Genomic DNA, 26,696 nt, shown 5'->3' with positions numbered 1-26,696 from the left:
TGTTGGGCAACCAATCAATGTTCTTGTGTAACATCCCGTGAAAATAGCGCCTCAATAAAATCCGGGGCGTTAAACGGCCGCAAATCCTCAATGCCCTCGCCCACGCCGATATAACGGATCGGGATACCGAACTGGTCGGCCACCGCGAAGATCACGCCGCCTTTGGCGGTACCGTCCAGTTTAGTCAGGGTAATGCCGGTGAGCGGCACCGTTTCGTTAAATAACCGCGCCTGACTGACGGCGTTCTGGCCGGTGCTGGCGTCCAGGGTCAGCATAACCTCATGGGGGGCGTCGTCGTCCAGCTTTTTCATGACCCGCACGATTTTCTTCAGTTCATCCATCAAATGGCTTTTGTTCTGCAGGCGCCCGGCGGTATCGGCGATAAGGACATCAACGCCGCGGGCCTTGGCCGCCTGGATGGCATCAAAGATGACCGATGCGGAATCGGCGCCGGTGTGCTGGGCGATAACCGGGATCCGGTTACGCTGGCCCCAGACCTGCAGCTGCTCCACCGCCGCCGCGCGGAAGGTGTCGCCGGCCGCCAGCATCACGGTTTTGCCCTGCGCCTGGTACTGGCGCGCCAATTTACCGATGGTGGTGGTCTTGCCGACGCCGTTGACGCCGACCATCAAAATGACAAACGGCGTCTTGCCGCCCACGTCCAGCGGCCGATCGACCCTGGCGAGGATGGCGCCCATTTCTTCTTTTAATTTGACGTAAAGCGAGTCCGCGTCCTTCAGGTGCCGGCGGTCGGCATGCTCGATAAGGCCGGCGATAATCTTGCGGGTGGTTTCCACCCCCACGTCGGCAATCAGCAATTGTTCTTCAAGCTGTTCAAACAGATCATCGTCTATTTTCTTACCGGTAAACAATCCGATAAATCCGGATCCGAGGTTTTGTTTGGTCTTAAGCAGCCCCCGCTTCAGGCGGGCGAAAAAACCTTCCCGGGTCGGGCGTTGCTGCTCGGTCAGGGGCACGCCGCCGGCCCCGTCGATCTCCGGAACGCCGACGCTATCCTCGTCGCGCCAGGCGAGATCTTCCGCGGCCGCCAACGCCCCTTCGCCGGGACGGACGTCTTCTGCGAGGGCCAGGCCTGATTCGCCATATCCGGCGCGATCCCCGTCGGCCACGGCGATATCGTCCTGCGCCGGCGGTTGCGTATCTTCAGGACGGACATCTTCGGCAAGGGCCAGACTCGCGTCATCACGCCCGGCGTGGTCGCCCTCCGTTTGTCGCGCCGATACCTGTTCGGTGATATCGACGATATCCCGTGCCGTATCGCGAGCCGCCGCCTCGCCGGCCGGGGGCGATGACGCGGCGGCGTCATCGGCCGCGATCGGCGCATCCTGGTCAACCGGTTTTTCCTGTTCCGGTTCGTCATCCTGACGCTTAATGCCTAACCAGGAAAGGAAACCGCGTTTTTTCTCTTTTGCCATTTGCGACTACACTCCTCGCCGAAGAATCATGGCGGATGAATAACGTGACTGATAAACCTGATAGTTTATCACCTTCGCGGCCGCTCAACACGCCTGGCGTTGGCTTTTCCCCGCCGTCGGCGAACAAGAGCGAATTAACATTCCCCAAGCGTCGCCGGCCCGGTAGAATAGCCGGCAACAGACCCTGACCCGGTTTTTTGACTGATTTGGCGAACAATAAGACATCTATGGCAAAAAAAATCCCTTCGCGTCCCGCCGGGCAAATCCGCATTATCGGCGGTCAATGGCGCGGGCGTAAACTGCCGGTGCCGGATAGCCCGGGGCTGCGCCCTACCACCGACCGGGTGCGGGAAACGCTGTTCAACTGGCTGGCGCCGATGATCCAGGGCGCGCGCTGCCTGGATTGTTTTGCCGGCAGCGGCGCGCTGGGCCTGGAGGCGCTGTCCCGTCACGCCGGCGCCGCCACGCTGCTGGAACAAGACCGATCCGTAGCCGCCCAGTTGGATAAAAACATGCAGTTGCTGGGCGCCGCCAACGGCCGGGTTGTCGTGACCGACAGCCTGCGCTGGCTGGCGCAGCCGGGTACCCCGCACGATCTGGTCTTTCTCGATCCCCCTTTTCGCCGCGGGCTTATCGGCCAGACGGTGCAATTACTGGAACAGCATCACTGGCTGGCGCCCGGCGCCTGGATTTATCTTGAGACCGAAACGGAAAACCACGACGTCGCGACGCCCGCGCACTGGCGCCTGCACCGCGAAAAAGTCGCCGGCCAGGTGGCCTGCCGGTTGTACATTCGTCAAGATGGCCCCTTTCAGGAGCGACATGATGTGGATTAATCTGGGCCGTTTACTGATGTTGCTTATCTGGGGATTCCTGGTGTTTAACCTGATCCATCCATTTCCGCGCCCGTTAAAATATTTCCTTGATATCGCCATGATTTTTATGGTGATTATGCACGGGTTACAGCTCACGCTGCTCAAAGCCACCCTGACCCGCGACGAACCCAAGCTCAGCCGTCTTTTCCAGGCGCGCATGTTTTTATTCGGCGTATTTGAAATGCTGGCCTGGCAAAAGAAACAACGCGCGCAAAAGCCGGCCGGCCTGGATAAATAGCGCGCGGGACGAGCGCTTAAGAGGGTTTTTTGCCGGGAAAATAGGGGAACGTGGTGACATTATCGCCAAGATCGGAAATACGCGCGCTGCCTTTTTCCGTCACGACATCAATACGGATCACCGCGTGCAGCGGAATATAGCTGCGGCTGACGCCGGCAAATTCGGTTTTCAGTTTTTCTTCGGACGGGTCGACCAACACGGCGCTTTGGCTGTAAAACACAAACTCGCCGATTTCGATAAAGCCGAACATAGGGCTTTGGCTGAGTTCGCGCACATAAAGCTGATAGTTTTTGCCGTTATTGATAAATTGAATCCGATATAAGGGCAGTTCGCTGCTCATAACCCGGCTATCTCCCACATTTCTGGGTAATTGTCATTTGCATGGAAAAATTCTGGCGCTAACATAGCATAAAGCGCCGTAACAACACACTCAGTCCCTAAATCTGGGTTAAACCCATATCGATCCCCTACACTGAATTTACGATCGTCATAATTTCTCTGCGCTAATCGTACCAAATGAGACATCAGGGAACGCCCCCTCACTGCACATAAGGATAAAAACACTATGCTCTGGTCATTTATCGCTGTCGTTTTTTCAGGTTGGTTGTTTGTCGACGCCACCTATCGAGGCCCGGTATGGCAACGCTGGTTATTCAAGCCGGTTACCCTGCTGCTGCTCCTGGCCCTGGCGGCGCAGGCGCCGGTGCTGACCGTCGCCGGTTACCTGATTATCCTCGGCCTGGTGGCGACCATGGTGGGCGATGCGCTGCTGCTGCTGACCAATGAACGCATGATGTACGTTATCGGCGCCTATTTCTTATCGTACCTGCTGTATACCATAGGGTTCGCCAGCCAGATGACCTTTACCGTCTTCTGGCCGCTGCCCGTGGTGCTGCTGATTATCGGCGCGGCGCTGATGGCCGTGCTGTGGTCGCGCCTGGCGGAGCTGCGCTGGGCGATTTGTACGTATATCGGCATGACCCTGCTGATGGTATGGATCGCCGGTGAACAGTACTTTGCCCGCAGCACCGATCACAGTTTTTCACTGCTGGCGGGCGCGAGCCTGCTGCTGCTGACCACCGTGCTGTGGCTTATCAGCCATTTCCGTTACCCTTTCGGGGCGGCGAAAGCGGTGATTGCGGCCAGTTATTTCGCCGGCCACTTCCTGATTGTGCGGTCCCTGTATTTTTGATTAGCCTTTGCGCAACAGATAACGGTAGGGTAATTCCCCGGTCGACTGCGCCAGCAGGGCATGTTCCATGTACCGGCAGAAGCCGGGAATGTCGCGGGTTGTGGCCGGATCGTCGGCGATGACCAGCAGCGTTTGGCCGGTTTGCATCTGGCGGACGGTTTTACGCACCATCATAACCGGCTCAGGGCAGCGCAGGCCCTGGGCATCAAGGGTGAGGTCGGCATCGGCAAAGCAGTCAGACATAACATTTCCAGCGTTCGTGAGTCTGTGCAAGCTTGGCTGAATTTGATGATAAACTCAACGGTTGCATTTTAAATACAAGCAGGTATTATGCGCGCCGCGCCCATAAGTGGTTAATTAATAGCTGAACGGCGCATCTCTTGTTCTGGGTTCCCTCACCCCATTTATCAAAAAAAGGCCATATATGTTCAAATTTACCCCGCGCCAGCGGCTGCATGCGCTGCTCTGGCTGGCGCTGTTCCACATTATCATTATCACCTCAAGCAATTATCTGGTGCAGTTGCCGATTGCTGTTTTCGGCTTCAAAACCACCTGGGGCGCCTTTACTTTTCCTTTTATCTTCCTGGCAACCGACCTGACGGTACGGATATTCGGCGCGCCGCTGGCCCGCAGGATTATCCTGGCTGTAATGGTGCCGGCGCTGGTGATCTCCTATATCGTTTCATCGCTGTTTTACCAGGGGGAATGGCAGGGTATGGCCGTACTCGCGCAGCTTAATCTGTTTGTCGCCCGCATCGCCTGCGCCAGTTTTATGGCCTACGCCCTGGGCCAGATCCTGGATGTCCATGTCTTTAACCGGCTGCGCCGCGGTTTTCCGTGGTGGGTGGCGCCGACGGCCTCCACGCTGCTTGGGAATATCAGCGATACGCTGGCGTTCTTTTTTATCGCGTTTTATAAAAGCACCGATCCGTTTATGGCCGCGCATTGGGTGGAGATCGCCTTGGTGGATTATAGCTTCAAGCTACTGATAAGCATGGTGTTTTTTCTGCCGATGTACGGTATCTTGCTGAATATGCTGCTTAAACGGATGGCACGGCCGGGCAATAACGGATTTCTCCAACTGAGTTAACCTCCATATTGCGTTATTCTTGGCTTACTCGCTTTTGGGAGATTGCCATGATAATTAACCACCGTACTGCCAGCGCGAAAGAGATCCATCTATTGTATGCTCAGTTGCCGGAGCTGAATGCGCACCACTCCCTGATGGATATCGAAATGCGGCTGCAGCACCGGCCGCATCAATTGCTTATCGCCGAGATCAACGGCCGCCCCGTAGGCTTTATTGCGGGATATGCCCTTAATGCCGGCGAATTTCACCTGTGGCTGGCGGGCGTTTTGCCCGATTTCCGCCGTCAGGGAGTGGCGCGGGCGCTGCTGGCCGCGCAGGAAACATGGGCAAAAGCGCAGGGATATCACACCATTAACGTAAATACGCGCAGCAGCTTCCAGGGGATGCTATTGTTTCTTATATCAAATCATTACCTGCCGACGCGGAACGGAACGCAGGATGATGAAGGGGAAAATCAGGTTTGGCTTGAGAAAAAGTTATGACAATCAGTTGGTTGCCTTTCCCAAGCGCATCGGATTATAAACAGCTGAACGGCTGAATAAATGGAGTCATTAAGGAAATTTATGCAGAAAGCAGCGAAGTATCTCGGCATCGGTTTACTGGTTTTCGGGCTGGCGGCCTGTGACAATAAAAACGATCGCAACGCCACGGTCGACAACGGCGCGGCGCATAGCCAGGCACAAACCAAAGTCAGCCTGCTTGACGGCAAGCTCACCTTCGCCCTGCCCGGGGATATGAGCGATCAGAGCGGCAAGGTGGGCACCCAGGCCAATAATATGCACGTCTATGCCGATGAAACGGGCCACAAGGCGGTGATCGTCATCCTCGGCGATAATACCACCGAAGGGCTGGATGTACTGGCCCAGCGGCTGGAAGATCAGCAGCGCTCGCGCGACCCGGACCTGCAGGTCGTCACCAATAAAGCCGTTACCGTCAATGGCCAAACGTTTCAGCAGCTGGACAGCATCGTCTCCAGCGGCGGCAAACCGGCCTATTCGTCGGTGGTCATCGGCCGGGTGGATAATCATCTGCTGACCATGCAAATCACCCTCCCCGCCGAAAACCAGCAAACGGCGCAAACCGCGGCTGAGTCTATCCTCAATACCCTGGTGGTAAAATAAACCGTCCGGCCCCCGCGGGCCGGCTCTAACGCGCCTGGCCGGACGCGTGGTTGCGCAGCACCCGCCGCCTGAGCGACAGCGTCATCAACAGTGCCAGCAGCACCAGCAGGGCGGCTGAAAGATAAATCGACGAAACGCCTGCATGGGCCATCAACACGCCCGCCAGCGGTCCGACGATACCCAGCGATAAATCCATAAACGCGGTAAAGGTGGCCAGCGCGCTGCCCTGGTTCTGCGGCGGCACTTCCTTCATCGCCACCACCCCCAGCGCAGGGAAAACTAACGAGAAACCGGCGCCCGTCAGGAACGCGCCCACCTCCGCCATCCAGGGCGAGCCAGAGAGCCACACCAGCAGCAGGCCGGCGGCTTCCACGCTAAAACAGGCCATGGAAACCCGTAATCCGCCATAGCGGTTAATACTGTTGGGAAAAAATAGCCGGGTGCCGACAAACGCAACGCTGAACAGCGTCAGGGCGAAAGCGGCGCCGTCCCAGCCTTTATCGCCATAAAACAGGGTAATGAAGGTGGCGATCACGCCAAACCCGCAGGACGCGAACGCCAGCACCAGCCCGTAACGCCAGATAAGCCCAACCACCGCGCTAAAGGGAATCTGCTTACCGGTGGCGGTCTTCACCGGCGGTTTGCGCACCGCCGCCATAATCGCCATGGCGCAAACCACAATGATCGCCGCCGCCATTAATCCCAAGCCGCCCAGATAGTACAACCATACCCCCAGCGGCGCGCCTACGGCCAGGGCGCCGTAGCTTGCCACGCCGTTCCAGGAGATCACCCGGCCGATATGCAGCGAGCCGACCGCGCCCACCCCCCACAGGGTGGCGCCGGTGCCGACAAAACTTTGCCCGATGCCCAGTATCACCCGTCCGGCGCATAACAGGATTAACGCCGCGACCGGCAGGGCGTCGCCCAGCAATGACAACAGGTAAAATACCCCGCTCAGCAGGCAGCCGAACAAGCCCAGCACCACGATGCGTTTCGGCCCGACCCGGTCGGCATAACGCCCGGCCCAGGGACGGCTCAGAAGGGTAGCGAGATATTGCAGGCTGATCACCAGGCCGGCCCAAAACGCACTGTAGCCCATATGGTTATGCACATAACCGGGCAATACCGCCAGCGGCAGGCCAATGGATAAATAATTCACGAAGTTGAAGACAACGATGGAGAGAATATTCAGATTAAGACGCCATCCGCTGGCGGCCTGCTGAGGTGAAGAACCAGGCATCGACATCATACTCACGGCAAAGGGCGGCTGTACCGGGACCCGCCCGGTGAACAAATAATTAACAAGTATAACGAAATGTCCCCGGGCGATCATGGTGGCGATGCCTAAATTTCCAGACATTTGCCCAAAAAAGCATCTTTTGCCGACCGGGCGATACCTGAAAATCCGCGCCCTCCCGCCTTGGGCATTTACCCCAACGACCGCCGGTTTATTTCACGACCTGCACAAAACGGCTGCATCCAGGTAGCAAAAGCAGCGAACTTTCGCCTTTCGCCGAGAAAAAAGATTGCATTGAAGAAACAGTAACCATTATAAAGATAGGGCTATTATTTTGGCGGCACGCCCGTACCGGCACGGGCAAAATACCTATAACGCTGCGCCGTGGGGCCTACCGCGGCAGGAAAGACGTATGAACCGATTTATCGTGGCAGAGTCAGAAACCTGTATCGGCTGCCGCAGTTGCGAAGTGGCCTGTGTTGTTGCCCATCATGGCGGCCAGTTCCCCAGCAAACGCGAATACTTTACGCCGCGGCTTAGGGTCATCAAGGGCACAAAAGCCAGTATCGCGGTTTCCTGCCATCATTGCGAAGACGCCCCCTGCGCCAGCGCCTGTCCCAACGACGCCATAGTGCGCAGCCATGATTCCATCCAGGTATTGCAGGAAAAATGCATCGGCTGCAAAAGCTGCGTTATCGCCTGCCCGTTCGGCATGATGACGGTGGTGACCGAGACCGTACAGCCCGCCAGCCAGCGTCTGGCCGAGGCCTATGAAAGAACCGAGGCGCAAAAATGCGATTTGTGCGCGGCGGAAAATTACACGCCCGCCTGTGTCGGCGCCTGCCCGACACAGGCACTGACATTGGTGGATGAGCAGGAGATCGCCGTGCGTCAGCAGCAAAAGCGCTTCGCCGCCGCGTTAAAAGATCCCGCCAGCTACCTGCTGGCCGGCGCACGCCCGGTCAGCTCGCCGCCCGCAAGCCAGGCGCGCAGCCGGCATCCCAGGGTTAACCTGCTTGATATGCCGCGCACGCCCAGGCTGGAAGCGGCCAAAATCCCGCTTGAACAGCGCAAAACCAGTTTCGCCGAAATCTACCAGCCGTTTAACGAAACGCAGATTGGCGAACAGTCCGAGCGCTGCCTTAACTGCGGCGAACGCACCATTTGCCAGTGGACCTGCCCGCTGCATAACGCGATTCCACAGTGGATTAAGCTGGCCCATCAGGGACGGATCCTGGAAGCGGCCGAACTGAGCCACAAAACCAGCAGCCTGCCTGAAGTCTGCGGCCGCGTCTGTCCACAGGATCGCCTGTGCGAGCAGTCCTGTACCTTAAACGACCGCCAGGGAGCGGTGACCATCGGCCATATCGAGCGTTATATTACCGAAACGGCGTTCACTATGGGCTGGCGGCCGGATATGTCGCAGGTGATACCCAGCGGCAAACGGGTGGCGGTCATCGGCGCCGGACCGGCCGGCCTTGGCTGCGCCGATATCCTGGTACGCAACGGCATTACGCCGGTGGTATTCGACCGATACCCGGAAATCGGCGGGCTGCTGACGTTCGGCATCCCGGCCTTTAAGCTGGAAAAAAGCGTTATGAGCCGCCGGCGCGAGATTTTCAGCGCCATGGGCGTCGAATTCCGGCTCAATACGGAAATTGGCCGGGATATCACCATGGAGCAACTGTTAAGCGAGTTCGATGCGCTGTTCCTGGGCGTCGGCACGTACCAGTCGATGCGTTCCGGGCTTGACAACGAGCAGGCCGAAGGCGTGCTCGACGCCCTGCCTTTCCTGATCGCCAATACCCGCCACCTGATGGGATATCCCGATACCGACGAGCATACCTATATCAGCCTGGAGGGTAAAACCGTGCTGGTGCTGGGCGGCGGCGATACCGCCATGGACTGCGTGCGGACGTCGCTGCGCCACGACGCGCGCCAGGTGATCTGCGCCTATCGCCGGGATGAAAAAAATATGCCCGGCTCTAAGCGCGAGGTAAAAAACGCCCGTGAGGAAGGGGCGGAATTTATGTTCAACCAGCAGCCGCTGCGCATTGAAGTCGACGGGGCGGGCCGGGTTACCGGCGTCACCATGGTAACCACCGCCATGGGCGAACCGGATGAAAACGGCCGGCGCAAGGCGGTGCCGGTGGCCGGCTCCGAGCATTTGATCGCCGCCGACGCGGTGATCATGGCTTTTGGGTTCAAGCCGCACCGCATGAACTGGCTGGCGGATCATAACGTGGTGCTGGATAAGCAGGGACGGGTCGTGGCGCCCACGGTCTCCGGCTATCCCTACCAGACCAGCAATGCCAAGATTTTTGCCGGCGGCGACATCGTGCGCGGCGCGGATCTGATCGTGACCGCCATCGCCGAAGGGCGCAAGGCCGCCGAAAGCATCAGCTGTTATTTGCATGTGCGCTAAGGGCGGCGGGAGCGAACGATGAACCAGTTTATTATCGCCGACAGCAGCCAGTGCATCGGCTGCCGCACCTGCGAGATCGCCTGCGCCACGGCGCACGGCGGTGAACGCGGCATCAGTCCGCAGAATTTTGCGCCGCGCCTCAAGGTGGTCAAAACCTCTCGCATCACCACGCCGGTGCTTTGCCGCCAGTGCGAAAACGCCCCTTGCGCCAACGCCTGCCCCACCGGCGCCATTCGTTATCTCGACAATAGCGTCCAGGTGCTGCAGTCGTTATGCGTCGGCTGCAAATCCTGCGCGCTGGCCTGCCCCTACGGCATGATTTCCGTTAGCGCCGTCTCCGTGGCCGCGACCGCGACCCGGCCGGCGTCGTATTGGGCCACGGCGCACAAATGCGATATCTGCAGCGGGCGCGCGCGGGGACCTGCCTGTGTCGAAGCCTGTCCCACCGGCGCGCTGGAACTGATGCGCGCGGACGAATTGGCACGCCGGCTGCGGCAAAGGCAGCGGGATGCGGCCAACGGCGCGCTGCCCGGCCTCGGTGGATAATATCGCGGCCGCGGCCGGGTTGAACTGATGCCCGCGCCATGGCGGCAAACCGCCTTTTATCGCCAGTGCCCCGCTGACATTAAACTGTCATAAATCCGGCCTAGTTTTATTTCGTGATGTTAATTGCTTTTCCCCCACGAAATAAAACAGAAGGATTCGCCATGCGCTCTCTCACTTCCCTGGTTATCGCCTCCACGGCGATATTATTTATCGGCCCGGCCCTGGCGCAGCCCACGACCCTGGATCCGCGCCGCATCGTCGCCATCGTCGACGCCACCACGCCGGCCAGCCAGGATCCGCAATTTGCCGCTCTTGAGCAGCGTATCCAGCAGGACTTGCGCCAGGCCCTGCAAGGCGGCGCCGCCACGCTGGCCCGGTCCCAATTGGACAAAGCCAAACAAACGCCAAAACAAGCGGATAAGCAGTGGCTGGCCGCCAGCGGTTATGATTTTGCCGTCAAGCAGAACCAGCAGGCCGACATCGCGCTGCTGGAGGAATTCACGCGGTTATCGCCGGCGGTACAGGCGCAAAGCCTGGCCACGGTCACCCAGATTAACCGCGACGCCACCCAGGGACAGCGCCGGCAGGCGCTGGTGGACGCCGAAGGGCAGAATTACCTGTTTTTCCTCGCCGACGCGTTGGGCCCGCGCCTGGGCAAAGCCTTTCTCGACGCCTATGAAAAAGGCGAAATCGCCAAGGCCGCCGCATTAATCAAAAACTCGGAAATCAGTACCTCGGCCGCCAAGGATCATTTTAATTATGACCGGCCCTTTTTACGTCCGGCCAATCAAATCCATCTGGTGCCGGACGACAGCGTGGTAAAAGACGGCCATCCCTATACCGCCACCGCCGGCGCCTTTCCCAGCGGCCATACCAATACCGGTTATACCGATGCCCTGCTGCTGGCGGAGATGCTGCCCGAGCGGTTTGTGCCGCTTCTCGATCGCGGCGCCCGCTACGGCTATTCCCGTATCGTGCTGGGCGTACATTATCCATTGGATGTCATTGGATCGCGGATGGTTGCCGAGCGCAACGTGGCGCATTTCCTGAATGACGCGCCATACCGCGCGCTGTTCGAGCAGGCCAAAAGCCAACTGCGCGGCGCGCTGGAAAAAGAATGCGGCATGGCGCTGGCGGCTTGCGCCCAAAGCGACGCCGGGAGCGACCCCTATCGCGATAGCGCCATGACGGCGTTTTATCGCTATACCATGACCTACGGCCTGCCGGTGCAGAAAACCGCCGCCAGGCCCGTCAGCGTGCCCGCGGGCGCGGAGGTGCTGCTGGAAGCGCCGCTGCCTGGCCTTTCCGGCGCGCAGCGACGCGCGTTGCTGGTAAAAACCGCCCTGGCGGACGGCTATCCCCTGTCCGGGGGCAACGGCGAGCAGAATTTTTGGCAACGCCTTGATTTACATGACGCGGCGATCGGCACAGCGGCCCGTCGATAAAGGCCGGCGCGGCCGCCGGTTCTCCGCCCCATTGCGGCAATCCGGCGGCGGACCAAACCCGCGGAATAAAACGCCAAAAATGCCGCCATTGGCGCCAACCAGGCCGCTAAATTGACGAAATGAACGATATATTCTGCCAGCCTGGTCATTTAACACTATACTCCTCGCGAATTTAGTCCTACCGGCATCATGGCATAGTGACTGTCCAGGCTGTCGGGAGAGCGCTTATGGACCGAGGAACCGAGCAATGCTATTAAGAAAAAAACGCATGAAACCCATGCGAATACAAGACATCACGATCATCGACGACGTGAAGCTCAAAAAGGCCATTACCGCGGCCGCGCTGGGCAACGCCATGGAATGGTTCGATTTTGGCGTATATGGTTTTGTCGCCTACGCGCTGGGACAGGTATTTTTTCCCGGCGCCAATGCCGGCGTGCAAATGATCGCGGCGCTGGCGACCTTTTCGGTGCCGTTTTTGGTCAGGCCCCTGGGCGGCCTGTTTTTTGGCGGGCTGGGCGATAAGTTCGGACGGCAGAAGGTGCTGTCGGTAACCATCATTATTATGTCGGCCAGTACGTTTTGTATCGGTCTTATCCCTTCTTACGCCTCGATTGGCATCTGGGCGCCGATCCTATTGCTGACGGCCAAACTGGCGCAGGGATTCTCGGTAGGCGGCGAATATTCCGGCGCAGCCATCTTTGTCGCCGAATATTCTCCCGATAGGAAGCGTGGCTTCCTCGGCAGTTGGCTTGATTTCGGCTCCATTGCCGGCTTCGTGTTGGGGGCGGGTTGCGTGGTGTTTATTTCCAGCATGGTGGGAGAAGACAATTTTATCAGCTGGGGCTGGCGGATTCCGTTTTACCTGGCCGCGCCACTGGGGCTTATCGGCATCTATCTGCGTAATGCCCTGGAGGAGACGCCCACCTTTCAGCAGCATATCGATAGCATCGATAAAGACGCCAAAACCACCCTCCAGGCGCCGCCCAAGGTGTCCTTTCGCGAGATAGCCACCACCCAATGGAAAAGCCTGCTGAGCTGCGTAGGCCTGGTTATTGCCACGAATGTCACCTATTACATGCTGCTGACCTATATGCCGAGCTATCTGTCCCATAGCCTGCATTATTCGGAAAACCGCGGCGTACTGATTATTATCGCCATTATGGTGGGCATGCTGTTTGTGCAACCCCTTATCGGCCTGATGAGCGATAGGTATGGACGCAAACCTTTTGTGATTGGCGGCAGCATCGGGTTGTTTATTTGCGCTATTCCCTGCTTTATCATGATCAACAGCGGCATTATCGGGCTAATTTTCCTGGGACTCTTGATCCTGGCGGTATTGCTGAACGCGTTTACCGGCGTGATGGCCTCTACCTTGCCGGCTATGTTCCCGACGCATATCCGCTATAGCGCGCTGGCCATTTCGTTCAATATCTCGATTCTGGTGGCGGGCCTGACGCCTACGCTTATCGCCTGGATTGTCGAGGAGACGCGGAATCTGTATATGCCCGCCTATTACCTGATGCTGGTCGCCGTTATCGGCCTGCTGACGGGGCTGTATATGAAAGAAACCGCCAATCTGCCCCTGAAGGGCGCCGCGCCGGCGGCCTCGGACAAAACGGAAGCCAAGGAACTGTTGCAGGAACAATACGATAATATCGAGCAACGTATCGAGGATATCGATAGTCAAATCAAGGAGCTGGAAATCAAACGGCAGGCGCTGGCGGTTCAGCACCCCCAAATCGATTAGCGATGCCCCCGGGGCGCACCTCACCCGGAACTGGCGGATTACGGCTTAAGACGGGTAAACTGCGGGCAGTGATATCCCATTCCCCGGAGGAATAGCGTGGATCGATTAGCGGCGATGGAAGCTTTGGTCTATGTCGTGGAAACCGGCTCTTTTTCCGCCGCCGCCCGCCGGCTTGCCATCGGCCAGCCGGCGGTATCCAAGACCATCGCGCAACTGGAGGAGCGGCTCGGCGTCAGGCTGCTGTTGCGCTCGACCCGCGGCCTGACCCCCACCGCGGCGGGCGAAGAGTATTACCAGCGCGCCAAACGGGCCATCGACGACATCAATGACGCCGATGCGTCGGCGCGCGGCGCGGGCCATGGTTTGACCGGCCGGTTGCGGATCTGCGCGCCGGTGACCTTTGCCCGGATGAATGTCTTGCCGCACCTCGGTCTTTTTTTGTCCCGTCATCCCGAACTGCACGTCGACGTCGTGCTTGATGACCGCAATATCGACCTGATTGCCGAAGGGATCGACGTGGCGCTGCGCCTGGGCGCGCTCAGCGACTCCAGCCTGATTGCGCGCAAGCTCAGCTCGGCGCCGCTGCAGATTGTCGGCACGCCGGCGTATTTTGCCCGCTGCGGCAAACCCGTTAAACCGGAGGATCTCCTCGGCCACCAGGCGGTGGTCTACACCCAAAGCCGGGGCGGCGGCGCGCGATGGGTTTTTACCCGTGGCGAAGAGACGCGCACTATCAATGCCCAGGGACGGGTACAGGTCTCGGCCGCAGAGGGTATTCGCACCCTGGTGCGCTCGGGCGTTGGCCTGGCCATGGCATCGCTTTGGATGTTCGCCCCGGAGCAGGCGCGCGGCGAAGTGATCACGGTGCTCGACGACTGGCATCTGCCGATGATGGATTTGTGGGCGGTATTTCCCACCGGCCGTCTGGCCAGCGCCAAGGCGCGCGCATTCGTCGAGTATTTTGCCGCTATCCTCGGGCCGGGCCCCGCCGCCGCGCTGAACGCCACCTATTCCCCAGCGGAATAAAAGCTATCGATTTCCACGGTCTACCGGCGCACTCCGCCGACCGGTAGTCTTAACGTCAACGGTCGTCGCGGTGGCGACGGCATTTCACTTGACGGAAAAAATCATGTCTATTGTAACCAATGCCTCCCAGAGGCAAACCGGCGTCATCAGCCAACTGTTGATTTTCGCCATGGCGGCGGCCAGCGGCATCGCCGTGGCGAATATTTATTACAACCAGCCGATGATGGTGGTGATCGCGGCGAGTTTTCCCGGTCAGTCTGCCCCCGGCCTTATACCGACCATCACCCAGCTGGGCTACGCGGCCGGGCTGCTGCTGCTGGTGCCGCTGGGCGATTTGTTTGAACGGCGCCGGCTGATTGTGCTGCAGTTCCTGATGCTGGCGCTAGCCTCGCTGCTGGCGGCGTTCGCGCCTACGGGCTGGACGCTGCTGGGCGCGTCGCTATTGCTGGGCATTGGCGCCACGGCGGCGCAGCAGATCGTGCCGGTGGCGGCGACCCTGGCCTCTCCCGCCCGGCGCGGCGCGGTGGTGGGCAGCGTGATGAGCGGGTTGTTAAGCGGTATTCTGCTGAGCCGCACCCTGGCCGGCCTGGTGGCCGAATATGCCGGCTGGCGCGCCATGTTCCTGCTGGGCGTGCCGCTGGCGCTGCTCGGCGCGCTGCTGATGTACCGCATGCTGCCTAAAACGACCGCGACGGCGCGCGCCGCCCTGAGCTATCCGGCGCTGATGGCTTCCCTGATCCACTTATGGCGCGAAGAGCCGCGCCTGCGCCAGGCGACCCTGACCCAGGCCGCGCTGTTTGCCTCTTTTAGCGCCTTCTGGACTATCCTGGCTATTTATCTGGATCATTCGGCCTACCATCTGGGATCCGGTATTGCCGGATTGTTCGGGGTCGTGGGCGCGGTGGGCGTATTTGCCGCTCCGGCCGCCGGCAGGATGGCCGATCGCCTCGGCGGACGCCCCGTGATTATCATGGGCGCCGCGCTGACGCTGATTGCCTGGCTGGTATTTATGGGCTGGACGTCGCTTATCGGCCTGACGGTCGGTGTGATTTTGCTCGACCTCGGCGTACAGAGCGCGCTGGTCGCCAACCAGCATGTCATCTACGGTCTGCGGGAAGAAGCCAAGGGACGGGTAAACACCCTGTTTATGGGCGGCATGTTCCTCGGCGGCACCCTGGGCTCCATGGGCGCGATGATGGCCTGGGAACGGGCCGGCTGGCATGGCGTGGGCTATTTTGCCATCACGCTGGCAATCCTGGCCGGCGTCTTTATGGCGGCTACGCCGCGCCATAGGGTGTAAAATAACCCTTGTTTGGGAAACGACCATTTCCTTATAATGGCACAATGAATACAGACACTGTTCCCCACCACGCCCGCAGCCCCGGGCGACCGCGCGGGTTCGCGATGGACCTGGCGCTTGATCAGGCCATCCTGATCTTCAGATCCAAAGGCTACACCGCCGCCTCCATCAGCGATCTGGCCCAGGCGATGGGGTTGTCGGCCGGCAGTATTTACAAAGCCTTCAGCGATAAGCGCACCCTGTTCCTGGCGGCATTCGATCGTTATACGTCCCTGCGTAACGCGGATTTGGCCGACCGGCTCGCCGCCGTCGCCACCGGCCGCGAGCGCCTGCGCGCGGTACTGCGGTTTTACGCCGAATCATCCCATGATATCGAAGGACAACGCGGCTGCCTGGTCGTCGGCAGCGCCATCGGGCTGGATACCTTTGATCCGGCACTGGCGGAGGCTGTCGCCGGGACGCTGCGAGGCAATGAAAACCTGCTGGCGGCGCTGATTGATCAGGGCAAGGCCGACGGTTCAATTAAACCCGGCGTTAACAGCGCGGCCGCCGCCAGGATGATGTTAACCATCCTGCTTGGGATGCGGGTGGTGGGGAAAACCGGCCGCTCGCTTGACGACATGGCGGAGCTGGTGGCGCTGGCGTTAAAAATCCTGGATTAAAATACCGGACAGCCCGCCGACAACCCCTTCAGTTGCGGTAAGAGATCCGAGTATTGTTCCAGGCCGGAAAGCTGTCATCATCGCGCCGTGAAATACGCGGCGGCGTCTGTGGCCTGATGCCCGCAGATAACGTTGTCTCAACCCTCTCCCTCTCTTGCCGCAGGGCAAAAACTCTCTCCCGCCAGACTGCTTGCCAGCCCTGTTTTAGCCGTTTAGCTTTAGCTCCACCTTATGACGATAAAAACAGGAACGGATGATGGACCAAATCGCTTCGCCCTATCTCAAGGAATTTATCACCTTGCGCAGCCTGTCGGCACCGCAACCCGCAAAGGCGTTAACCCGGATCGCGAGCCATTTTGCCCGGATACAAAATTGCTGTGAAAGATGCGCGACCCTCTGGGAAAGATGGAATCAGGAAGTCGCTAAAATGGAGGACGGCATGCTGACCGCGCCGCATCCACCGGCAAGGATGCTGCATAGCATGCAGGCCAGATATGACATTGCCGAACGGCTGGTGAGCGCGGCGGACGAGAATATACTTGGCGTCAGCCTGTTAGTAACCGACCTGCACGAAAAACAGCTTCTCGACCATATCTTTGCGCTTGCGGGCAGAAAAAAACAGCATGAACAAAAACCGGAAGAACGCGCAGCGACTCATCTGTTCGCCAAACTACTGATGAGAGGCTTGCTTGATGAATTTTTGCACGCCAAGTTCCACCAGGCACAATTGGAACGAAGCCGCTGCTACGAGCCCCTCCTGAACGGCCTTTATCCGTTTCGTCGCTCGGACGACACGATATTGAAAATAAAAAGCATCAGCGCCGACTCAAAAAAAGTCGTTTCAGGCAAAGTTTACGCCAATGATGGGGTTAAACCGTTTATAACCTCGACAACGGCGCCCTTGGCGAGATTGAAATTATATGCGCAGGTTATGTTGCGCCATGCAGCATTGGATAAACCGTCGCGACCGGAGGCGGAGGCGGCGCCACAGTGGAGGGTGATGGCGCGCAGCCCGATCGCTAAGGATACCTGCGTAGGCGTGCTGTCAGGGACGCTGGTCGATGAATATCTTATGGCGCACCGGCAGTTTTTCAATATGGAATATATCGTCGATATTTCAGTGTGTGGCGGGCCTGACACTTATCTGGACAGTGATGGCATTTTGGCGAAAATAAGGGCCGGTTTCGCTTACGACGATCCCAGGGCTGCGCATAAGCCCGCAGCGAAAAGCTGCAATGTCGAGGCGGCCAAATTTTTGGCGGAACTGGCGGATGGCAGGAAAATTTATGTATTGGCGATATTTGCCTTAAGGAACATCGCCGCCGGTGAGGAACTGCGTATTTATTCCCTGACGCCGCCGGAATATAACACCACTGCCGATAACAGAACCTGATGAACAATAGCGGCTAAACGCGAAGCCGCGAACCCGGCGCGGGGAAAAATCTTATGTCAGCCGGCCTTGTTGTGCCGCGTATCCCCTCCCGATAAGCTCCGTATGAAAGCCACGTCCATGGCTTACCGGCTGTAAAGCAGAGAAGCGACGCGCAGCAATGATGATAGGGAGGTCCACTTAGTATGTACAATATTCATTCCCCCGGCGGCCCACCCGCCATACATTCCCTCCCGGCGGGCAAGGTCCGTCGGCCAGGCGGGCTGTCCAGGCTAACCAGTCACCTGAAGGTGGCGGAGAACTGCTGTGACCGGTGCCGCCCGGTTTGGCGCCAGTGGCATGCCATTCTGGAAAGTACCTTGCGTAAGGCGGGTGAAAAGGAAAAGCACCCCTATCGCGCGGTCAGTATCGGGCTGCAGTGTGTCCGGGCATTGGCTGACAAATTGATGACGCCGCAAGACCATGCCGCGCTTGCAGGAATGAGCATACACGTTAACCGCCGCCATGGTTTGAATTGGAGTGCGCGGTTGCACGCGCTTAAATTAGTGGATGGCCGGGCCGGGCAACCGCCCGACCAGGCCAGTGAAGAAGAACGCGCGGCGACGCATTTGATTGCCCGGGTGTTTATGAACGGCGTGCTGAACCAATTCATGAAAAGCGAGATCCGCAGCACCATCATTGCCAGGAACAGAAGTTATCACACCGGTCTCGATGCCCTGCCGCCCTATCGGGACGTGGACGGCAATGCCGTGACGATCATCCATCTCAACCGTTTCTCGCTGGCGACCACCGCCAATAACCGCTATGCCAATGACCAGGTAGTGCCCTTTGCCAGCGGAGATGTGAGCGGCGCCGATCGGGCCGCGCTTTATGCAGGCTTGTTGCAGTGCCGTAAGCTCACCAGGAACGATGTGCCGGAGCGGGAAAAATCCCTTATCGGCCAATGGGGGGTGATGGCCGCCAGGCCGTTGGCGAAAGGGACGTGCGTGGGAATCTACGCCGGTGTCCTGGTACCGGAAGGGGTGTGCGACAAAACCGTTTTCGATCATGACTATCTGATATCCATAGCGGCCGATGATCAGGAAGAGGAGATCATTCTTGACGGCGACGGCATCATATCCAAAATAAACACCCTGGTTGAATATGACGAGCATGGCCGTCCCTGCCGCCAGGCCCGATCCGGCTATAATGTGGAAATGGCCCGGTTTCCGGCGATTCTGGCGAATAAGCGCACGGTATCGGTTATCGCGGTGTTCACGCTGGCTGATATCCCCGCAGGCGTGGAACTGCGCTGTAACTACAAGTACCGGGATCATGAGATCAGGCGTCTGCGTTAAGTCACCGCGTGACCCTCAGGCAGGGTTAGGGCGTTCCGCGGCCCCCAGCGCCTGCGCGCAGGCCCACGCCGAGCTCCAGGCCCATTGGAAGTTATAGCCGCCCAGCCAGCCTATCACATCCACCACCTCGCCGATAAAATACAGTCCCGGCACCTGCCGGCTTTCCATGGTTTTGGACGAGAGATAGCGGGTATCCACGCCGCCCTGGGTGACCTCGGCGGTGCGATAGCCCTCGGTGCCGTTCGGCTGCACCCGCCACTGCTGCAGGGCCAGAACCCAATCGGCCTGCTGGCGGTGGGTGAGCTGTTTTAGCGTGCATTCCGGAATGGCCAGCAGGGCGAACCACATCTCGACAAAACGACGCGGCAACAGTTTTGCCAGGGTGTTTTTCAGGCTTTGGTTGGGGTGTTCGCGCAATTCAGCCGCCAGGAACGTGGCTAAATCGGTATCAGGCAGCAGGTTAAGCGTCAGGTACTCGCCGCTTTGCCAGAAGCTGGAAATCTGCAATATGGCGGGTCCCGACAGTCCACGATGGGTAAACAGCAGGTTTTCCCGGAACGAGACGCCGTTTTCAGCAACGACCACCGCGGGCACGCCGATGCCGGACAGCACGCTTAACTGTTCCAGCAGGGGCTTATGCAGGGTAAAAGGCACCAGCGCGGCGCGGGTGGGGATGACCGGCAGTCCGAACTGTTGGGCAATTTTATAACCGAAGGGCGTGGCGCCCAGGCCGGGCATGGACAGGCCGCCTGTCGCGATCACCAGGCGGGCGGTTTTGATGGCGCCGCCCGGCAGGGTCAGGAAAAAATCATCGCCGCGTTTTTCCACGGCCCCTACCTCGCTGCGACACCGCAGCGTCACCTGGCCCAATTCGCACTCCTTGAGCAGCAAATCCACCACCTGCTGCGCCGAGTCGTCGCAAAAAAGCTGGCCGAGGGTTTTTTCATGCCAGGCGATGCCGTATTGCTGCATCAGGGCAATAAAGTCCCACTGGGTATAACGCGACAGGGCGGACTTGCAGAAATGCGGATTTTGCGAGAGGAACGCCGCCGGCTCGACATACAAATTGGTGAAATTACAGCGGCCGCCGCCGGACATGAGAATTTTCCGTCCCGGCTTTTTGCCGTTATCCAGCAGCAATACCCTGCGGCCCAGCCGGCCGGCCTGCGCGGCGCAAAACATGCCCGCGGCGCCGGCGCCGATCACCACTACGTCAAACTGTTCCACCATACTTGCTCTCTGCTTATGCCTGCTTAATCATGAAAAAGGGCGTCCGTCCGGCTATTGTGCGTTCCACGCGGGGGCCGATTGTAATGTCCCCGGTGGCCTTATGCCAACGTAACAGGATGATAAAATCAGTAAGCATAGTTATCCTCATGATTTTACAGAGTAAAGTGCGGACAAGCCCGCGCAGTGCCGACAGAAATGTCATAAAAAGGTCATATTTCTCTTTTCCACGGCCCCTGTTGTCGCAGATAATGCGCCCCGTTCATGTCCAATCTATGGCGTAACCCTATGCTACATCTATTTACCGGCCTGGAGTTTCATACCGGTCTTATGCTGGTGCTCGCATTGATTTTTGTCCTGGTGTATGAAGCCATCAACGGGTTTCATGATACCGCCAATGCGGTAGCAACCGTAATCTACACACGTGCCCTGCGCTCGCAGCTGGCCGTGGGCATGTCGGGAATCTTCAATTTTCTCGGCGTGCTGCTCGGCGGCCTGAGCGTGGCGTATGCCATCGTGCATCTGCTGCCGGTCGACCTGTTGTTAAACGTCAGCTCCACCCACGGCCTGGCAATGATGTTTTCCATGCTGCTGGCGGCCATTATCTGGAACCTGGGAACCTGGTACTTCGGTTTGCCGGCCTCCAGCTCGCATACCTTGATTGGCGCCATTATCGGCATCGGCCTGACCAACGCCATGGTAACCGACTCGTCGGTGCTGGACGCGCTGAATATCCCGAAGCTTATCGAGATCTTCCTGTCGCTGATCATTTCGCCCATCGTCGGGCTGGTGGTGGCCGGTATCATGGTCTTCGCGCTGCGCCGTTACTGGAGCAGCACCCCGAAACGGCGCCGCATTCATTTGACGCCGGCGGAACGGGAGAAGAAAGACGGCAAACGCAAACCGCCGTTCTGGACCCGCACTGCGCTTATCCTGTCGGCCGCCGGGGTGAGTTTTGCCCACGGCGCCAATGACGGACAGAAAGGTATCGGCTTGATCATGCTGGTATTGATAGGCGTCGCGCCGGCCGGGTTCGTGGTGAATATGAATTCCACCGGCTATGATATCGCCCGCACCCGCGACGCGGTCGGCAACCTGCAGCAATTTTACCTGCAGCATCAAGGCGCCCTGCCGCAGGTGGTTAACGCCGAACCGCCGGCGATTCCGACGCCGGATGTCAACGCCCTGCCGTCCACGCCGGCCGAGTTTCACTGCGACAGTTCCCGGGCGCTGCTGGCCATCACCCGCGCCATGGCGCTGCTGGATAATTTGCAGAGCTACGATAAGATCACGCCCTTCGAGCGCGCGCATGTGCGCCGCCTGTTGATGTGCGTCGCCGATACCGCGGACCGGACCGCCAAGCTGCCGCAAACCACCGGCGAAGATAAACGCTTCCTGAATAATTTGCGTAAGGATCTGCTGGCAACCGTGGAGTACGCGCCGCTGTGGATTATCGTTGCCGTGGCGCTGGCCTTGTCGCTGGGCACCATGATTGGCTGGCGGCGCGTTGCCACCACCATCGGCGAAAAGATCGGCAAGAAGGGCATGACCTACGCGCAGGGACTGTCGGCGCAGATGACCGCCGCCGTGTCCATCGGCGCCGCCAGCTATACCGGCATGCCGGTTTCCACCACCCATGTATTGTCCTCCGCGGTGGCGGGCACCATGCTGGTGGACGGCGGCGGCGTCCAGGGTAAGACCGTGCAAAATATCCTGCTGGCATGGGTACTCACCCTGCCGGTGGCTATCGTGCTCTCGGGTAGTCTTTACTGGCTGGCATTGAAGCTGATTTAACGCATCCGGCAGGCGTAGTGAAAAGGGCGGCCTGCGGGTCGCCTTTTTAATTGTTTGATTCCCAGCACGGTTTCTTTACGTCTCAGTGCCAGATAGCCAGGGCAATCAGGCTGACGACGATGAATCCGCACAGCGCGCTGGTCAGCATAAATTGCCGGCGCACCCGCTCGCAGCGGCGGATAAATTCCGGATCGTGATGATCGAGATACCGCTGGGCAATGATGTAGCGTACCAGCCTGAGCTGCTTGCTGGGCTGTCCGTGCGCGGTGAAAAACCCGCCGCCGTCCACGTACTGGTAGAGCAGCGGATCGCACCCCCGCAGTACCACCAATAATGCCCGCAACGATGAGTAATAACGCGCCATATTAACGACACAGACGACACATAAAGCCCAGAAAAGCGCAACGGTGTTGATCATAAATCCCCCCCGGCAACGCGACTCCACACAACCTTCCGACATCCGGGCCGGCAGCGGTTTACGCGCGATAGCAACTAACCACAGAGCTGAAGAAGCCCACCCCAAAAATTGATATAACCGAGAATGGATATACGCAGTAAAAATACTGCCGGACCTTGCAATATTGAGTGTAGAAAAGTTTGTCTAAAGAAAGCAATCGAAGCGACAAAAATTGTTCTTTTAGCCGGTTTTTTTTCAGCAACGCGACCGCGCCTTGCCGGGTCACCCCGGCATACGGGCTACGTCGCATCCTCCCCGGATAATGCGCGATGCCCTTTCTAATAAAAGCTATACTAAATTTAGTGCGTTGAAAAATTAATAATTATAATTCAATTATGTTAGTTATTGCTGTTAAGGTTTTACCGCCGGAGTATCGCCCCAGCCGAAAATGCTGGGCGGGTTGATAAATATCATACGGATAGGTGTGATCACGGCATCACTTCTGGAACGCCGCCGAGTGTTAAACTTAAGGCGTCACAGACATGCCGGATGAGTACCCACGTCGCGCGGAGTTAACGAGTGACATTTTGCAAGGAGTCTGATTATGTCTTATAAACACATCCTTATCGCCGTTGACCTTTCACCGGAAAGCAATGTGTTGGTGGAAAAAGCAGTATCGATGGCCAGACCGTACAACGCGAAGATTTCGTTGATCCATGTTGACGTCAATTATTCCGATCTCTATACCGGACTTATCGACGTCAATCTCGGGGATATGCAAAAACGCATCTCCGAGGAAACCCAAAATGCGATGACGCAGCTGTCGCAGAACGCCCATTATCCGATTGCCGAAATCCTCAGCGGCAGCGGCGATTTAGGCCAGGTGCTGGTGGATGCCATCAATAAGTACGATGTCGATCTGGTCCTGTGTGGACATCATCAGGATTTCTGGAGCAAGCTGATGTCGTCGGCCCGCCAGCTGATCAATACCGTCCATGTGGATATGCTGATCGTGCCGTTGAACGACGAAGAAGTCTACGAGGATTAAGCGTGTTGATGCGCACAGCCTCCGCCCTACGGGGCGGGGGCCGGCGCATGCATGGTTTCACCCGATATTCCGCCTCTCCGGCGGGTTTAATCCGCCGTAACCTGTTGCTCTGCGGGGATTGCTTGTGGGGTATAGATATCGAAACGATGATTTTTTGTGGTGACATGGGCCTGGGCGGCAATGCCCGCCAGCGGCGGAGCATAGTCCGGGCGTTTGACCACCACCCGCCGGGTCGCCAGCGCGCGCGCGGGTAGAAGCAGTTCGTCGGCGTCCTCGTCGGCGCCCACCAGCGATTGAAACACCCGCATCTCTTTTTTAACCAGCGCGCTTTTCTGCCGGTGCGGAAACATCGGATCAAGATAAACCGCATCCGGACGCGGCCGCAGCCCGGTTAACCCGATCAGGCTGGAGCCGTGCACCAGCGTCAGGCGCTCACGCAGCCATGTCCCCACCTCCGGGTCGTCATAGGCCCGTTGCAGCCCGTCGTCCAGCAGCGCCGCCACCACGGGATGGCGCTCGAACATGCGCACACGGCAGCCGAGGGACGCCAGGACAAACGCATCGCGCCCCAGGCCCGCCGTCGCGTCCACCACGTCCGGCAGCGTTTTACCCTTTACACCCACCGCCCGGGCGATGGCTTCGCCGCGTCCGCCGCCGAAGCGGCGGCGATGTGCCATTACCCCGCCGGTAAAATCGACGAAGATGGCGCCGAGCTTCGGCTCATCGCGCTTGCGCAGCTCAAGGCGCTCCGGCGTCAGCACCAGTTCCATCACCGCCGACGCATCGTGCAGCAGGCCCCAGCGTTCAGCCAGGGCCGCTAAACGCGCCTTGTCCACGCCCGGTTCACAACGCAGCGCCAGCGGCTCCAGCGGCATTATCCGCGGATACCGTAATGATGCAGCATGGCGTCCAGCTCGGGTTCACGGCCGCGGAAACGGACAAACAGCGCCATCGGCTCCTCGGAACCGCCGCGCGAGAGAATATTGTCCAGGAACGACTGGCCGGTTTGCCGATTGAAGATCCCCTCTTCCTCAAAGCGCGACCAGGCGTCCGCCGCCAGCACGTCGGCCCAGAGATAGCTGTAGTAGCCCGCCGCGTAACCGCCGGCGAATATATGGCTGAACGCATGGGGGAAACGGCTCCATTCCACCGCCGGCATGACCGCCACCTGCTGTTTCACCTCCGCCAGCGTTTGCAGGATGCGCGCGCCCTGTTCCTGGCTGTATTCGAAATGCATGCGGAAATCAAACAGGCCGAATTCCAGCTGGCGCAGGATAAACAGGGCCGCCTGGTAATTTTTCGCCGCCAGCAGCTTATCCAGCATGGCTTTGGGCAACGGCTCGTGGGTTTCATAATGGCCGGAGATAAAGGCCAGCGCCTCGGGCCGCCAGCAGAAGTTTTCCATAAACTGGCTGGGCAGTTCCACCGCGTCCCAGGGCACACCGCTGATGCCGGCAACCCCGGGAGTGTCGATGCGGGTCAGCATATGATGCAAGCCGTGGCCGAATTCGTGGAACAGGGTGGTGACCTCGTCGTGGGTAAACAGCGCCGGCTTGCCGCTGACCGGGCGGTTAAAATTGCAGGTCAGGTAGGCCACCGGCTTTTGCAGGCTGCCGTCGGCTTTGCGCAGCATGCCGACGCAATCGTCCATCCAGGCACCGCCGCGCTTATTGTCGCGGGCATATAAATCCAGGTAGAAACTACCGCGCAGCTCGCCCTGTTCGTCGAACAAATCGAAAAAACGCACCTCGGGATGCCAGGTATCCACATCCGTACGCTCCTCGGCGGTGATGCCATAGATGCGGTTCACCACCTCAAACAGGCCGTTTACCACCCGCTGCTCGGGGAAATAAGGCCGCAGCTGCTCATCGCTGATGGCGTAAAGATGTTGTTTTTGCTTTTCGCTATAGTAGGTAATATCCCAGGGATTTAACGCATCGCGGCCGTGGTGTTTGGCCGCGAAGGCGCGCAGCTGCTCCAGTTCCTGCTCGCCCTGCGGACGGGCGCGCCGGGCCAGATCGGTGAGAAAATCCAGCACCTGCTGCGGATTTTGCGCCATTTTGGTCGCCAGGGACTTATCGGCATAGCTGGCGAAACCCAGCAGTTGGGCGAATTCGTGCCGCAGCGCCAGGATTTCCTCCATGATCGGGCCGTTGTCCCATTTGCCGGCGTTGGGACCCTGGTCGGAGGCGCGGGTGACATAGGCGCGGTACAGTTCTTCACGCAGGGCGGCGTTATCGCAATACGTCATCACCGGCAGATAGCTGGGGATATCAAGGGTAATCAGCCAGCCTTCCTGCCCCTTCGCCTCCGCCTGGGCGCGGGCCGCGGCCAGCGCGCTTTCCGGCATGCCGCCGAGTTCGCCTTCGTCGGTAATCAGCTTGCTCCACCCCATGGTGGCGTCCAGCACATTATTGCTATAGGCCGAACCCAGCTCCGACAGGCGCGCGGCAATCTCGCCATAGCGCTTTTGTTTCTCGGGTGAAAGGCCGATCCCCGACAGCTCGAAGTCGCGCAGGGCGTTATCAACCGCTTTTTTTTGCGCCACGCTCAGCTCATCGTAGTATTCGCCGTTGCGCAAATCGCGATACGCGTCGTACAACCCCTTGTTCTGGCCCACCCAGGTACTGTATTCCGACAATAACGGCAGGCTTTGCTCATAGGCTTCGCGCAGCTCCGGGCTGTTCTGCACCGCGTTCAGATGGCCGACCGGCGACCAGATGCGGCCCAGGCGATCGTCCGCTTCCGCAAGCGGCTGGCATAAGGTGTCCCAGGTATACGGACCCGATAGCGCAACGATGCGCTCAACGGTCTGTCGGCAGTCGGCAAGGGCGGATTTTACCGCCGGGACGATATGCTCAGGAAGAATGGCGGAAAACGGCGGCAAGGAAAATGGAGTCAACAACGGATTTGTCATAGCGCGGCCCTGATCATTGTTTAAAAGATATGAAAGTAACATGAGGCTAACTATAGCGAAAATCAATGGCGGGCAACGGAATGTGTTATGCCGTTAACGCCGACGACGGCTAACGGCCCGTGGAAAATAGCGGCGGCGCGGGGAGAGAACAGCGCGGTTGCTGCCCCACACCCCAGGCTGAGGGATGCCAATATGCCCCGCGGCCGTAGGGGAAATTTATTTTCGTTATTGCTGCTATTTGGT

The 26,696-nt window shown here is 58.8% G+C and carries 25 protein-coding genes; 17 read left to right on the top strand and 8 right to left on the bottom strand.

The genetic code is table 11. The features are described 5' to 3' along the window. Nucleotides 1-14 precede the first annotated feature (14 nt). Nucleotides 15-1,436 carry a signal recognition particle-docking protein FtsY gene (gene ftsY / locus ACL2XG_RS17365; RefSeq protein ID WP_413721651.1) on the bottom strand — a complete coding sequence of 474 codons (1,422 nt, stop codon included), beginning with the start codon at nt 1,434-1,436 and terminating at the stop codon, nt 15-17. Nucleotides 1,437-1,663: 227 nt separating this feature from the next. Here ftsY and rsmD point away from each other — a divergent pair, with 227 nt between their 5' ends. Together rsmD and ACL2XG_RS17355 are read left to right on the top strand one after the other, a co-directional pair. Further along, complete coding sequence (gene rsmD, locus ACL2XG_RS17360; protein WP_410013069.1) at nt 1,664-2,272, top strand: 16S rRNA (guanine(966)-N(2))-methyltransferase; 609 nt, start codon at nt 1,664-1,666, stop codon at nt 2,270-2,272. Next, nucleotides 2,262-2,549 (top strand): DUF1145 family protein, encoded by a 288-nt coding sequence (locus ACL2XG_RS17355; RefSeq protein WP_410016695.1) that lies wholly within the window; start codon nt 2,262-2,264, stop codon nt 2,547-2,549. Before rsmD ends, ACL2XG_RS17355 begins: the two co-directional genes overlap by 11 nt. A 16-nt stretch (nt 2,550-2,565) precedes the next feature. Here ACL2XG_RS17355 and ACL2XG_RS17350 read toward each other — a convergent pair whose 3' ends face one another. Next, nucleotides 2,566-2,889: a DUF1820 family protein gene (locus tag ACL2XG_RS17350; RefSeq protein ID WP_410013068.1), complete on the bottom strand. Its 324-nt coding sequence runs from the start codon at nt 2,887-2,889 to the stop codon at nt 2,566-2,568. A gap of 225 nt (nt 2,890-3,114) precedes the next feature. Between ACL2XG_RS17350 and ACL2XG_RS17345 the strand changes: the two genes are divergently transcribed. Continuing rightward, on the top strand, nt 3,115-3,741 hold the full coding sequence (locus ACL2XG_RS17345; protein ID WP_413721652.1) for a lysoplasmalogenase: 627 nt from the start codon (nt 3,115-3,117) through the stop codon (nt 3,739-3,741). On the opposite strand, the gene tusA is transcribed toward ACL2XG_RS17345, so the two are convergent. Further along, entirely contained in the window at nt 3,742-3,984 is a 243-nt protein-coding gene (tusA, locus tag ACL2XG_RS17340) for a sulfurtransferase TusA (RefSeq protein WP_410013066.1), read from the bottom strand. Nucleotides 3,985-4,165: 181 nt separating this feature from the next. Here tusA and ACL2XG_RS17335 point away from each other — a divergent pair, with 181 nt between their 5' ends. The 3 genes from ACL2XG_RS17335 (at nt 4,166) to ACL2XG_RS17325 (ending at nt 5,952) form a co-directional block, all read left to right on the top strand. After that, nucleotides 4,166-4,831 (top strand): 7-cyano-7-deazaguanine/7-aminomethyl-7-deazaguanine transporter, encoded by a 666-nt coding sequence (locus ACL2XG_RS17335; RefSeq protein ID WP_410013065.1) that lies wholly within the window; start codon nt 4,166-4,168, stop codon nt 4,829-4,831. 47 nt (nt 4,832-4,878) lie between these two features. Beyond that, on the top strand, nt 4,879-5,313 hold the full coding sequence (locus tag ACL2XG_RS17330) for a GNAT family N-acetyltransferase (protein ID WP_410013064.1): 435 nt from the start codon (nt 4,879-4,881) through the stop codon (nt 5,311-5,313). A gap of 81 nt (nt 5,314-5,394) precedes the next feature. After that, the gene (locus ACL2XG_RS17325; protein WP_410013063.1) at nt 5,395-5,952 is read left to right on the top strand and encodes a DcrB family lipoprotein; all 558 of its coding nucleotides are present in this window, start codon (nt 5,395-5,397) and stop codon (nt 5,950-5,952) included. A gap of 25 nt (nt 5,953-5,977) precedes the next feature. On the opposite strand, the gene ACL2XG_RS17320 is transcribed toward ACL2XG_RS17325, so the two are convergent. Then, complete coding sequence (locus ACL2XG_RS17320) at nt 5,978-7,192, bottom strand: MFS transporter (protein WP_410016694.1); 1,215 nt, start codon at nt 7,190-7,192, stop codon at nt 5,978-5,980. 409 nt (nt 7,193-7,601) lie between these two features. Between ACL2XG_RS17320 and aegA the strand changes: the two genes are divergently transcribed. From aegA to ACL2XG_RS17275, 9 genes are all read left to right on the top strand, one after another. Next, nucleotides 7,602-9,614 carry a formate-dependent uric acid utilization protein AegA gene (gene aegA / locus ACL2XG_RS17315; protein WP_413721653.1) on the top strand — a complete coding sequence of 671 codons (2,013 nt, stop codon included), beginning with the start codon at nt 7,602-7,604 and terminating at the stop codon, nt 9,612-9,614. An 18-nt stretch (nt 9,615-9,632) separates the two neighbouring features. Continuing rightward, the gene (locus tag ACL2XG_RS17310; protein ID WP_413721654.1) at nt 9,633-10,160 is read left to right on the top strand and encodes a 4Fe-4S dicluster domain-containing protein; all 528 of its coding nucleotides are present in this window, start codon (nt 9,633-9,635) and stop codon (nt 10,158-10,160) included. 161 nt (nt 10,161-10,321) lie between these two features. Further along, a complete protein-coding gene (locus ACL2XG_RS17305) occupies nt 10,322-11,605 on the top strand; it encodes an acid phosphatase (protein WP_413721655.1) in 1,284 nt (427 codons plus the stop codon). 247 nt (nt 11,606-11,852) lie between these two features. Then, nucleotides 11,853-13,355 carry a glycine betaine/L-proline transporter ProP gene (proP, locus tag ACL2XG_RS17300; protein ID WP_410013059.1) on the top strand — a complete coding sequence of 501 codons (1,503 nt, stop codon included), beginning with the start codon at nt 11,853-11,855 and terminating at the stop codon, nt 13,353-13,355. 96 nt (nt 13,356-13,451) lie between these two features. Beyond that, on the top strand, nt 13,452-14,381 hold the full coding sequence (locus tag ACL2XG_RS17295) for a LysR family transcriptional regulator (RefSeq protein WP_413721656.1): 930 nt from the start codon (nt 13,452-13,454) through the stop codon (nt 14,379-14,381). Between the two features lie 103 nt (nt 14,382-14,484). After that, nucleotides 14,485-15,681 (top strand): MFS transporter, encoded by a 1,197-nt coding sequence (locus tag ACL2XG_RS17290; RefSeq protein ID WP_410013057.1) that lies wholly within the window; start codon nt 14,485-14,487, stop codon nt 15,679-15,681. A gap of 44 nt (nt 15,682-15,725) precedes the next feature. Next, complete coding sequence (locus tag ACL2XG_RS17285; RefSeq protein WP_413721657.1) at nt 15,726-16,343, top strand: TetR/AcrR family transcriptional regulator; 618 nt, start codon at nt 15,726-15,728, stop codon at nt 16,341-16,343. A gap of 253 nt (nt 16,344-16,596) precedes the next feature. After that, nucleotides 16,597-17,736, top strand: coding sequence for a hypothetical protein (locus tag ACL2XG_RS17280; protein ID WP_413721658.1), 1,140 nt, complete (start codon nt 16,597-16,599; stop codon nt 17,734-17,736). Between the two features lie 182 nt (nt 17,737-17,918). Further along, entirely contained in the window at nt 17,919-19,070 is a 1,152-nt protein-coding gene (locus tag ACL2XG_RS17275; protein WP_413721659.1) for a hypothetical protein, read from the top strand. Between the two features lie 15 nt (nt 19,071-19,085). Here ACL2XG_RS17275 and ACL2XG_RS17270 read toward each other — a convergent pair whose 3' ends face one another. Continuing rightward, complete coding sequence (locus ACL2XG_RS17270) at nt 19,086-20,297, bottom strand: NAD(P)/FAD-dependent oxidoreductase (protein WP_413723510.1); 1,212 nt, start codon at nt 20,295-20,297, stop codon at nt 19,086-19,088. 288 nt (nt 20,298-20,585) lie between these two features. Between ACL2XG_RS17270 and pitA the strand changes: the two genes are divergently transcribed. Beyond that, complete coding sequence (pitA, locus tag ACL2XG_RS17265; protein ID WP_410013053.1) at nt 20,586-22,091, top strand: inorganic phosphate transporter PitA; 1,506 nt, start codon at nt 20,586-20,588, stop codon at nt 22,089-22,091. Nucleotides 22,092-22,173: 82 nt separating this feature from the next. Here the strand turns inward: pitA and uspB are convergent, their stop codons facing one another. After that, the gene (gene uspB / locus ACL2XG_RS17260; protein WP_410013052.1) at nt 22,174-22,509 is read right to left on the bottom strand and encodes a universal stress protein UspB; all 336 of its coding nucleotides are present in this window, start codon (nt 22,507-22,509) and stop codon (nt 22,174-22,176) included. 583 nt (nt 22,510-23,092) lie between these two features. Here uspB and uspA point away from each other — a divergent pair. Beyond that, the gene (gene uspA / locus ACL2XG_RS17255) at nt 23,093-23,536 is read left to right on the top strand and encodes a universal stress protein UspA (protein ID WP_162367300.1); all 444 of its coding nucleotides are present in this window, start codon (nt 23,093-23,095) and stop codon (nt 23,534-23,536) included. A gap of 86 nt (nt 23,537-23,622) precedes the next feature. On the opposite strand, the gene rsmJ is transcribed toward uspA, so the two are convergent. Together rsmJ and prlC are read right to left on the bottom strand one after the other, a co-directional pair. Continuing rightward, entirely contained in the window at nt 23,623-24,411 is a 789-nt protein-coding gene (rsmJ, locus tag ACL2XG_RS17250; RefSeq protein ID WP_413721660.1) for a 16S rRNA (guanine(1516)-N(2))-methyltransferase RsmJ, read from the bottom strand. After that, the gene (gene prlC, locus ACL2XG_RS17245) at nt 24,411-26,453 is read right to left on the bottom strand and encodes an oligopeptidase A (RefSeq protein WP_410013050.1); all 2,043 of its coding nucleotides are present in this window, start codon (nt 26,451-26,453) and stop codon (nt 24,411-24,413) included. The genes rsmJ and prlC overlap by 1 nt, the downstream gene beginning before the upstream one ends. Nucleotides 26,454-26,696: the final 243 nt, after the last annotated feature.

The organism is Sodalis sp. RH24, assembly GCF_047324145.1.
Taxonomy (GTDB): Bacteria; Pseudomonadota; Gammaproteobacteria; order Enterobacterales; family Enterobacteriaceae; genus Acerihabitans.
The sequence above is the reverse complement of the archived record's forward strand: the minus strand, read 5'-3'. Positions and strand labels throughout refer to the sequence as shown.

Bases quoted from the DNA above. Each gene is read 5' to 3' on its own strand.
- ftsY (WP_413721651.1), bottom strand. From the start codon at position 1,436: ATGGCAAAAGAGAAAAAACGCGGTTTCCTTTCCTGGTTAGGCATTAAG.
- rsmD (WP_410013069.1), top strand. From the start codon at position 1,664: ATGGCAAAAAAAATCCCTTCGCGTCCCGCCGGGCAAATCCGCATTATC.
- ACL2XG_RS17355 (WP_410016695.1), top strand. From the start codon at position 2,262: ATGTGGATTAATCTGGGCCGTTTACTGATGTTGCTTATCTGGGGATTC.
- ACL2XG_RS17350 (WP_410013068.1), bottom strand. From the start codon at position 2,889: ATGAGCAGCGAACTGCCCTTATATCGGATTCAATTTATCAATAACGGC.
- ACL2XG_RS17345 (WP_413721652.1), top strand. From the start codon at position 3,115: ATGCTCTGGTCATTTATCGCTGTCGTTTTTTCAGGTTGGTTGTTTGTC.
- tusA (WP_410013066.1), bottom strand. From the start codon at position 3,984: ATGTCTGACTGCTTTGCCGATGCCGACCTCACCCTTGATGCCCAGGGC.
- ACL2XG_RS17335 (WP_410013065.1), top strand. From the start codon at position 4,166: ATGTTCAAATTTACCCCGCGCCAGCGGCTGCATGCGCTGCTCTGGCTG.
- ACL2XG_RS17330 (WP_410013064.1), top strand. From the start codon at position 4,879: ATGATAATTAACCACCGTACTGCCAGCGCGAAAGAGATCCATCTATTG.
- ACL2XG_RS17325 (WP_410013063.1), top strand. From the start codon at position 5,395: ATGCAGAAAGCAGCGAAGTATCTCGGCATCGGTTTACTGGTTTTCGGG.
- ACL2XG_RS17320 (WP_410016694.1), bottom strand. From the start codon at position 7,192: ATGCCTGGTTCTTCACCTCAGCAGGCCGCCAGCGGATGGCGTCTTAAT.
- aegA (WP_413721653.1), top strand. From the start codon at position 7,602: ATGAACCGATTTATCGTGGCAGAGTCAGAAACCTGTATCGGCTGCCGC.
- ACL2XG_RS17310 (WP_413721654.1), top strand. From the start codon at position 9,633: ATGAACCAGTTTATTATCGCCGACAGCAGCCAGTGCATCGGCTGCCGC.
- ACL2XG_RS17305 (WP_413721655.1), top strand. From the start codon at position 10,322: ATGCGCTCTCTCACTTCCCTGGTTATCGCCTCCACGGCGATATTATTT.
- proP (WP_410013059.1), top strand. From the start codon at position 11,853: ATGCTATTAAGAAAAAAACGCATGAAACCCATGCGAATACAAGACATC.
- ACL2XG_RS17290 (WP_410013057.1), top strand. From the start codon at position 14,485: ATGTCTATTGTAACCAATGCCTCCCAGAGGCAAACCGGCGTCATCAGC.
- ACL2XG_RS17285 (WP_413721657.1), top strand. From the start codon at position 15,726: ATGAATACAGACACTGTTCCCCACCACGCCCGCAGCCCCGGGCGACCG.
- ACL2XG_RS17280 (WP_413721658.1), top strand. From the start codon at position 16,597: ATGATGGACCAAATCGCTTCGCCCTATCTCAAGGAATTTATCACCTTG.
- ACL2XG_RS17275 (WP_413721659.1), top strand. From the start codon at position 17,919: ATGTACAATATTCATTCCCCCGGCGGCCCACCCGCCATACATTCCCTC.
- pitA (WP_410013053.1), top strand. From the start codon at position 20,586: ATGCTACATCTATTTACCGGCCTGGAGTTTCATACCGGTCTTATGCTG.
- uspB (WP_410013052.1), bottom strand. From the start codon at position 22,509: ATGATCAACACCGTTGCGCTTTTCTGGGCTTTATGTGTCGTCTGTGTC.
- uspA (WP_162367300.1), top strand. From the start codon at position 23,093: ATGTCTTATAAACACATCCTTATCGCCGTTGACCTTTCACCGGAAAGC.
- rsmJ (WP_413721660.1), bottom strand. From the start codon at position 24,411: ATGCCGCTGGAGCCGCTGGCGCTGCGTTGTGAACCGGGCGTGGACAAG.
- prlC (WP_410013050.1), bottom strand. From the start codon at position 26,453: ATGACAAATCCGTTGTTGACTCCATTTTCCTTGCCGCCGTTTTCCGCC.